The following is an 8,365-nucleotide window of genomic DNA, read 5'->3' as shown; positions in this document are numbered from 1 at the left end:
AATCTCCCACCTTGTGGGGGAGATGCCCGGCAGGGCAGAGGGGGGCGCGAAGGAACGCGGCGATTGTGACTACGTCCTTGAGAGGAAACCTGAAATGCGAACGCGTTTGTCGCGGGCTGAGACGTCGGCGGGACAACGCCCCCCTCTGGCCTGCCGGCCATCTCCCTGATGAGGGGGAGATCGGCAGTTCCGTCGTCCAGCGGGCAACCGAATTTTGCTCCTCTCGAACACGTGACATACCGGTCCCCCTGATTATATGATAAAGGTGCTCCACTAAAACGGAGGCGCCTCCGTTTATTTACGTGGGGGCTGACCGGCCACGGTTCAAGCCCCAATCGACCCGTGGAGACAAAATTGGCTGAAAGGCCGCTAGCTACCGCCGACGAGAAGCCCGCCACGCCAGCGCCAAAACCGCTGCGCGCTGACGCCCAGCGCAACCGCGACAAGCTTGTCGAGGTGGCGGCGCAGGCTTTTGCGACCGACGGCGTCGATGCTTCGCTGGAGGAGATCGCCCGCCAGGCAGAGGTCGGCATCGGCACGCTCTACCGCCATTTCCCGACCCGCGAGCATCTGGTCGAAATCGTCTACCGCCGCGAGGTGGAGGCGCTCTGCCTTGCGGCGGAAGAGCTGGCCCGCGATCACCCGGCCGATGTCGCGCTGGAGCTTTGGATGCAGCGTTTCGTCGACTACATCGCCACCAAGCGCGGCCTGGCGACCAGCCTGCGCATCCTGCTCACCACCAATTCGACGCTGTTCTCCGACACCTCCGGACGCGTCTCTCAGGCGCTCAAGCGGCTGGTCGAAGCGGCCGCCGCCGCCGGCACGATCCGCGCCGACGTCGATGCCTCCGACGTGCTGCATGCGCTCGGCGGCATCTACTCCGCCCCCAACACGCCGGACTGGCGCGACCGCTCGGGGCGGCTGGTCAAGCTCTTGATGGATGGGTTGCGGTTCGGGGCGACGAAGGCGTCGAAGGTGCCCCGATAGTCGGGCGCGCCACGATCGGCCTATCGACCCAGCGGTTGCCTCGACAGCGAGAGCAGTTCTTCCTCGTCGGTGATGCCGGCCATGTAGTTGGCAAGGATGCGCGACGCCAGACCTTCGAGACGATCGGCGGAATCGCTTTCAACTTTCAGCCTTTCGAAGATCCTTGCCAGCAAAGCCAGTTCGGACGGATCGAAAATACCAGCGTCCTGAGCTTTTCGACGAATTGGCATGACGCCTCCCAAGCAGACGTTTTCGCAAGGCCATTGCAACGCGCCCCGTCGAGACTGCGAGTTCGTGGTTAAGAAAACATTAGCCATGCAAAAAGTTCCAGTGCGGTCGAATGGGCCGTGTGCGCTTAGCCGCCGACCGTTCCGCAAATACACAAACGTGTCATCGACTGGCATTGCCGGGAGCGCAGCCTAGATAGGGCGCTGGGCAAACATGATTGCAGAAGGACATACGCATGCCTGAACGGCTGACATTGAACGACGGCTCCACCATCCCCCAAATCGGTCTGGGCGTCTGGCAGGTCGACCCGGGCACCACCGCCAAGGTCGTGCGCTGGGGGATCGAGGCCGGCTACCGGCTGATCGACACCGCCGAGGGCTACCGCAACGAGGAAGGCGTCGGCGAGGCGATCCGCGCGGCTGGCGTGCCGAGGGCCGAGCTGTTCATCACATCCAAGCTGCGCAACGGTGCGCACCAGCGCGATGCCGCGCTGCGCGCTTTCGACGACACGATGCAAAAGCTCGGCATCGACCAGATCGATCTCTTCCTCATCCACTGGCCGGTGCCGAGCCAGGGCAAGTATGTCGAAGCCTGGAAGACGCTGGTCGAATTGCGGAAGGCCGGCCGGATAAAATCGGTCGGCGTGTCGAACTTCAACCAGGACCATCTGGAGCGCATCATCGGCGAGACCGGCGTTACGCCGACCGTCAACCAGATCGAGCTGCACCCGCGCTTCCAGCAGCGCGACAAGCGCGATTTTCACGCCAAGCACGACATCAGAATAGAAAGCTGGAGCCCGCTGGGCAGCGGCCGGCTGCTGGCCGATCCGACGCTCGAGGCAATCGCCAGGAAGCACGGCAAGTCGGTGGCGCAGGTGATCATCCGCTGGCACCTGCAGGAGGGGCTGATCGTCATTCCGAAGTCGAACCACCAGGACCGCATCGCCGCCAATTTCGACGTCTTCGACTTCGCGCTCGATGGCAGGGACCTTGAAACCATCCGCGGCATGGACTCGCAAGACGGCCGCACTGGGCCGGACCCGGCGACTGCGGCGTTTTTGTTCTGAGGCGTTGAAACAGCTGATCTCCCCCCACGAGGGGGAGATTAGCGCTTCGCCGAAGGCGCCTTTTCTGCAACGTTGGCGATTGGCCTATCGCTACGCCATCGCCACGATCACATGCGCCTGGATCTTGGCGGCGACCGCGCCGCTGCCGTGTCTGTCCTTGATCACGGCTTCGGCGTGGTCGGTCGCCGCTTGCAGTTTTCCCGCGTCCCTGGCCTCGATCTCGTTGCGCAGCAGCGTTCCCTGGCAATAGGCGACGGCCGGAACGCGCGGCGAGGATGCGCGGCTTTGTTCGGCTATCGTCTCGATCGCCACATGTGAGAACCCCGCGGCCTCAACGTCTCTGCGGATCAGGTCCTTGTCGTGGTAGCCGTGCGGCGTGCGCGCCAGGAAGTGCGGCGGATCGTTGGGAAAGATTTTGGCAAGCGCATTCGTCACGTCATGCGCAAAGACATTCTCCTCGATGCGATCCCACACGTTGAACAAAAAGCGTCCTCCGGGCTTCAGGACGCGCCTTGCTTCGCGATAGCCGGCCGTCCGGTCGGGAAAGAACATCGCGCCGAACTGACAACAGACGAGATCGAAGGCCGCGTCCTCGAACGGCAGCGCCAGTGCATCCGCCTGGCGCCATTGGATGCGGCTGTCGGGGCCTTGCCGCGCGGCGGCATAGTCGAGCATCGGCTGGTTGAGGTCGGTCACGACATAGCTTGCGCCGACCGGCAGTTTTGGCGCCAGCGCGCGGGTGACGACCCCGGTGCCGGCTGCGGTCTCCAGGACGGCGCCGGGCGACAGCGCCGCCGCCCGTCGCGCGAGATCCACTGCGTAGGGCTCGAAGATCAACGGCACCATATGGCGGTCGTAGTTTTCCGGAACAGAGCCGGCGAACACCTTGTCGGTTTCCAGCATTTCTATTCCCCGTCCGTTTGATGGCTGGCAAGGCTAGCATATGATTGCTTGTTTCGGCTCGTTTTCGACCGAAAGGCGTCCGGCGCCATATGCGGCTACGCCGGACCTATCTCGCCTTATCCAGCCTGGTTGGTTGAGCCGCCCGAAGCCAGTGCGCGAGCCGGCTATCCCTTTTCTTCCACCAGGATCACCAGCGATTCCGGTACCACGCCGTCGAATTCCATGGCATCGGCGGCTGCCTTGCTCTGCATCAGGGCCGCCAGCTTGTCCATGTCCGGAACGTCCATCATCAGCGCCACCCGGTTCGGGTTCTGCGGATCGACGAAGGTGCGGATGTTGGTGATTCCGAGCGCGCCGAAAATCTCCTTGCGCTTCGGCGACGTGAGCCAGTGCTTGTCGCCTTTCGTGATGTTGTGATGGCCGATGATCGTTGGCATTGCGGACCCTCCCAAGGTGGCGCCCGGCGGGTCGAAATCGCCCGTCTGGTGCGATCTATGCGAGCGCCAATCAGCGCCGTTTCCATTTGGCTGTCAATTAACATTCGCTGATGGGCAGGCACCTTCTCCGGCACGGGGAGAAGGACTAGGTTCCGTCGTTACGCATCCAGGAGTCCGCCCATTCCAAAACCCACCTTCCTCGAGATCGCCCGCCGTGCAGGCGTCGGCACGGCGACCGTCGAGCGTGTGCTGAACGGCAGAGGCGGGGTGCGCCCTGCCACCGTCGAGAAGGTGGTGGCGGCGGCGCGCTCGCTCGACTATCCGCGCCGTCTGCCCGAGGCGCATCGCGGCGTCATCCGCATCGAGGTGATCCTGGTCAGGCCGGACGCGACTTTCTTCGCCAGGCTCTCGCGCGCCTTCGAGCGCATCGCCGCCACCCTCGACCGCTCGATCGCCGTCCACCGCACTTTCCTCGACGAAGCGAACCCAGCCGAGATCGCCGCGCGCATCCTCGATCCGGACTTGCGCCGCGCCGGGTTGATCCTCGCCGTTCCCGACCATCCGCTGGTCAGCGCCGCGCTTCGCCAGCTCGAGGGCGAAAGGATCCCGACGGTGCAGATCGTCACCCAGATCTCCGGCACCAAAAGCACCTATGTCGGCATCGACAACTACGCCGCCGGCCGCATGGCCGGCCTGCTGATGGCACGCATGCAGCGCCGGCCGGGCAAGGTCGTCGCCATCTGCCACAGCCAGATCTACCGCGTCCACCGCGACCGCGTGCGCGGCTTCTTCGACTATCTGATCGAGGCTGGCGTTGAGTTCGAGCCGGTCGCGGCGCTGTTCGGCCATGACGATGGCGACCGCAACGCCGAACAATTGCACGAGGCGCTGAAGCGCTGGCCGGACCTTGCCGGCCTCTACAATGCCGGCGGCGCCAACACGGCGCTGAACGAGGTGCTGCGCCGCCACCCGAGGGGCCGCGACATCTTCTTCGTCGGTCACGAATTGACCGAGCGCAGCACGCGCGCCTTGCGCGAGGGCACGATGGACGTCGTGCTCGACCAGTCGCCGGAAGCTCAGGCGCGCCGCGCCATAGACCTTGTGCTCGCGGCGCTGAACCTGCACGACCTGCCGGTCGACAATCCACCGATCCGCTTCGTCACCTTCACCGCCGAGAACCTTTGATCTGATTTGATCAAGGAACCGGGAGCCTTCGCCGCCGTCGCGGTGCTAACTCGCCCGTGAACGGAAGGGCGATGGCATGTGAAGTTCGCCCCCTCATCCGGCCGCTTCACCTGCACCTTTTGCCGTTTCGGAGAAGAGGCGGGCGGCGGCACCGATGATCTCCCTCTTCCTTCGGGAAGAGGTCGGATGCCTTCGATCTGTCCTTCACAGATCGGCAGGCAATCCGGGTGAGGGGGCTCTTTCCTACCTGCGATCGTCCGCCCGCGAACGGGAGGATGCATTTGTGACGAGACGGCTGACAGTCAGCGACCTGCAAAGCCAGAAGGGCGGCCGCAAATGGCTGCAACTGCATGTCGACACGCCGGCCGAGGCGGCCGCCGCGGTAGCCTGCGACATCGTCATCCTGTCCTGTGAGCCCGACCACAATCTGGAATTGATCCGCCAGGCGGCACCCTTCGCCTTCCTCTCCGTCGGTATGCCGCACGGCGCGGTCGCCTCGCCCGATGAGGCGGTGCGGCTGGGCTTCGCCATGATGAAGCGCGGCGCCGATGCGGTCTATTGCTCGCATTCGCCGCGCTTCATCGAGGCCATGGCGGCCGAGGGCATCCCGGTCACCGGCCATGTCGGCCTGGTGCCGAACCGCGCCACCTGGACGAATTTCCGCGCTGTCGGGCGCACCGCGGACGAAGCCTTCAAAGTGCTGCGCGCGGTAAAGGACATCGAGAATGCCGGCGCGGCCTGCGTCGAGGTCGAGGTGGTGCCGGTCAGGCTCGCCGACCACATCACGCGCGCCACCCCGCTGATCACCATGGGCATGGGCTGCGGTACGGCCTGCGACACGCAGTATCTGTTCTCCTGCGATGTGCTCGGCACCCATGCTGGCCACTATCCGCGCCACGCCAAGCGCTACGCCGACTTCGTCACGCTGGAGGCCGAGCTGCAGGAAAAGCGTATTGCCGCCTTCCGCGCCTTCGGCCGCGACGTGGCGGCCGGCGCCTATCCCGAAGCGAAGCACCAGGTCGACATGGACGATGCCGCCTACGACCGCTTCCTCACCCTCTCTCAATCTTTGTGAAACCGGGGCCCTGTGAGGTCAGCCATGGACGACTTGCAATACGGCACGCGCAACAAGCGAGGCGACTGGGCGCCGAATGAGCCGGCCGGCACCGCGCCGCTCTTCGTCTTCCCACCGCGGCCGCTGGCGGTGCTGAAATGGCTGCCGAGTTACTTTCTGCCCTACAATGTGCTGTTCGCGCTGTCGGCGGTGGCGTGGTGGCGCTTCGTGCTGCCCGACGGCGAGGTGATGAAGACGCTTTCCGTCGGCTGGATCCTTTGGCTGTTCGTCGTCAACTGCGCAGCGCTGCTTGTCTTCTTCGGCGTCTTCGAACTTCGACTCTACATTTTGAGAGCCCAGGGCAACCGCTTCAAATACAACGGCAAATGGCCGTCGGAGCAGAAGAGCAAGGCCTTCTTCTTCGAGAACCAGAACCTCGACAACATGCTGCGCACCTTCGGCACCGGCATGCCGATCTGGACGGCGATCGAGGTCGCGATCCTCTATGCCTACGCCAATGGCTACGTGCCGTGGCTGAGCTTCGCCGAGCACCCGCTCTACCTGTTCCTGCTGGCGCTGGTGGTGCCGATCATCCACGAGACGCATTTCTTCCTGCTGCACCGCGCGATCCACTGGGCCCCGCTCTACAAATGGGTGCATTCGGTGCATCACAATTCGGTCAACCCGTCGCCCTGGTCGTCGCTGTCGATGCACCCGGTGGAGCAACTCGGCTATCTCGGCGTCGCCTTCTGGCACCTGATCATCCCGTCCAACCCGCTGCTCGCGCTCTACCAGCTCCACTATGCCGGCTTCGGCGCCATTCCCGGCCATGTCGGCTTCGACAAGGTCGAGCTCACCGAGGACACCAGCGTCGATAGCCACGCCTACATCCACTACCTGCACCACAAATATTTCGAGGTGAACTACGGCGACGGGCTGATCCCGTTCGACCGCTGGCTCGGCACCTTCCACGACGGCAGCAAGGACGGCGAGGCCCGCATGCAGGCCCGCTACGAGAAGAAGAAGGCGCGCGCCAACGCCGCCGCCAAATGACAGCCCAGTGAACGCTATCCCGAAAGGGCCGGAGACAAAGCGGGTGAACCGGCACCCATCTGCAAAGGGAGGAAACCCGTGAAGAAACTTCTGATCTCGACCGCGCTTGCCGCGCTGATGGCGATGCCGGCAACCGCCTTCGCCGCCAAGATCGGCGTCTCGATCGTCAATTTCGACAACAACTTCCAGACGCTGCTGAAGAACGGCATGCAGGCCCGCGCCAAGGAAAAGGGCGCCGACATCCAGGTCGAGGACGCGCAGAACGACGTCGCCAAGCAGCTCGATCAGGTGAAGAACTTCATCGCCAGCGGCGTCGACGCCATCATCGTCACCCTGGTCGACACCAACGCCTCGAAGACGCTGAGCGAGGAGGCCGCCAAGGCCGGCATTCCGCTGGTCTTCGTCAACCTCGAACCGACCGACATGGCGAACCTCCCGGAGAAGCAGGTCTATGTCGGCTCGAACGAGGTCGAGTCCGGCACGCTGGAGGCCTTCGAAGTCTGCAAGATGCTGCGCGCCAAGGGCAAGTCATCGGGCGCCACCGCCTACATCGTCATGGGCAGCCTGGTGCACCAGGCAGCGCTGCAGCGCACCAAGGATGTCGAGCAGGTCTTTTCGACCGACATGTGCAATTTCATCAAGGTCACCGACAAGCAGTCCTCCGAGTGGTCGCGCGACAATGCGCAGAACCTGATGACCAACTGGCTGACCGCCGGCCAGGCGCCGGATGCCGTCATCGCCAACAATGACGAATCCGCCATCGGCGCCATCCTGGCGCTGAAGGCCAACGGCATCGACATGAACAGCGTCGTCGTCGGCGGCATCGACGCCACGCAGGACGGCCTCCAGGCGATGAAGGCGGGCGACCTTGCGGTGACGGTGTTCCAGAACGCCAACGGGCAGGGCGGCGGCGGTGTCGATGCCGCGCTCGCGCTTGCCAACGGCGAGAAGGTCGACCGCGTCGTCTACGTGCCGTTCGAGCTGGTCACCCCGGCCAACGCCGCCGAGTACCTCAACAAGAACTGATCCTACGACCAAGCCCTCCGGGCGGTCGTTACGGCCGTCCCGGAGGCTCGACCGAAATCGACAGGGAAAGAAGAATGACCAGCTGGATCAGGGCCTGCGGCCTCGACGACATCGAACAGGAAGGCGCGCGGCGCTTCGACCATGGCGGCCGCACCTACGCCGTCTTCCGCTCGCCCGACAACGAAGTGTTCTGCACCGACGGGCTGTGCACGCACGAGGCGGTGCACATCGCCGACGGCCTGGTCATGGACTACGAGGTGGAATGCCCGAAACATGCCGGCGCCTTCGACTACCGCACCGGCGCGGCCAAGCGCCTGCCGCCTTGCATAAATCTCAGGACCTATCCGGCGAAGGTCGAGGCGGGAGAGGTAATGGTGGAGGGGGGGGAGGGGGTTGAAGGTGCCAATCTCCTCCCCTTCGGGGGGG

At 64.3% G+C, this 8,365-nt stretch carries 10 protein-coding genes; 7 read left to right on the top strand and 3 right to left on the bottom strand.

Going from position 1 to position 8,365, the window contains the following annotated elements:
* Positions 1 to 354: 354 nt before the first annotated feature.
* On the top strand, positions 355 to 987 hold the full coding sequence (locus tag EN780_RS21405; protein ID WP_127393830.1) for a TetR/AcrR family transcriptional regulator: 633 nt from the start codon (positions 355 to 357) through the stop codon (positions 985 to 987).
* A 20-nt stretch (positions 988 to 1,007) separates the two neighbouring features.
* Here the strand turns inward: EN780_RS21405 and EN780_RS21400 are convergent, their stop codons facing one another.
* Complete coding sequence (locus tag EN780_RS21400; protein ID WP_348631265.1) at positions 1,008 to 1,304, bottom strand: hypothetical protein; 297 nt, start codon at positions 1,302 to 1,304, stop codon at positions 1,008 to 1,010.
* Between the two features lie 146 nt (positions 1,305 to 1,450).
* On the opposite strand from EN780_RS21400, the gene EN780_RS21395 reads away from it, so the two are divergent.
* Positions 1,451 to 2,281, top strand: a complete 831-nt coding sequence (locus EN780_RS21395; RefSeq protein WP_127310931.1) for an aldo/keto reductase — start codon at positions 1,451 to 1,453, stop codon at positions 2,279 to 2,281.
* 90 nt (positions 2,282 to 2,371) lie between these two features.
* Here EN780_RS21395 and EN780_RS21390 read toward each other — a convergent pair whose 3' ends face one another.
* Both EN780_RS21390 and EN780_RS21385 read right to left on the bottom strand, forming a co-directional pair.
* Positions 2,372 to 3,184: a methyltransferase domain-containing protein gene (locus tag EN780_RS21390; protein ID WP_127310930.1), complete on the bottom strand. Its 813-nt coding sequence runs from the start codon at positions 3,182 to 3,184 to the stop codon at positions 2,372 to 2,374.
* A gap of 164 nt (positions 3,185 to 3,348) precedes the next feature.
* Positions 3,349 to 3,621 carry a hypothetical protein gene (locus EN780_RS21385; protein WP_127310929.1) on the bottom strand — a complete coding sequence of 91 codons (273 nt, stop codon included), beginning with the start codon at positions 3,619 to 3,621 and terminating at the stop codon, positions 3,349 to 3,351.
* 180 nt (positions 3,622 to 3,801) lie between these two features.
* On the opposite strand from EN780_RS21385, the gene EN780_RS21380 reads away from it, so the two are divergent.
* From EN780_RS21380 to EN780_RS21360, 5 genes are all read left to right on the top strand, one after another.
* Positions 3,802 to 4,806 carry a LacI family DNA-binding transcriptional regulator gene (locus EN780_RS21380; RefSeq protein ID WP_127286338.1) on the top strand — a complete coding sequence of 335 codons (1,005 nt, stop codon included), beginning with the start codon at positions 3,802 to 3,804 and terminating at the stop codon, positions 4,804 to 4,806.
* A gap of 283 nt (positions 4,807 to 5,089) precedes the next feature.
* Positions 5,090 to 5,881 carry a 3-methyl-2-oxobutanoate hydroxymethyltransferase gene (locus EN780_RS21375; RefSeq protein WP_128275242.1) on the top strand — a complete coding sequence of 264 codons (792 nt, stop codon included), beginning with the start codon at positions 5,090 to 5,092 and terminating at the stop codon, positions 5,879 to 5,881.
* A 24-nt stretch (positions 5,882 to 5,905) separates the two neighbouring features.
* Positions 5,906 to 6,913 carry a sterol desaturase family protein gene (locus tag EN780_RS21370; RefSeq protein ID WP_128275241.1) on the top strand — a complete coding sequence of 336 codons (1,008 nt, stop codon included), beginning with the start codon at positions 5,906 to 5,908 and terminating at the stop codon, positions 6,911 to 6,913.
* 78 nt (positions 6,914 to 6,991) lie between these two features.
* Positions 6,992 to 7,939 (top strand): substrate-binding domain-containing protein, encoded by a 948-nt coding sequence (locus EN780_RS21365; protein WP_128275240.1) that lies wholly within the window; start codon positions 6,992 to 6,994, stop codon positions 7,937 to 7,939.
* A gap of 74 nt (positions 7,940 to 8,013) precedes the next feature.
* A partial coding sequence (locus EN780_RS21360) for a MocE family 2Fe-2S type ferredoxin (protein WP_128275239.1) occupies positions 8,014 to 8,365 on the top strand: 352 nt, incomplete at its 3' end.

The sequence above is a fragment of the Mesorhizobium sp. M4B.F.Ca.ET.089.01.1.1 genome, assembly GCF_004022605.1.
GTDB lineage: Bacteria > Pseudomonadota > Alphaproteobacteria > Rhizobiales > Rhizobiaceae > Mesorhizobium > Mesorhizobium abyssinicae.
This window is presented reverse-complemented; position numbering and strand designations above follow the sequence as displayed.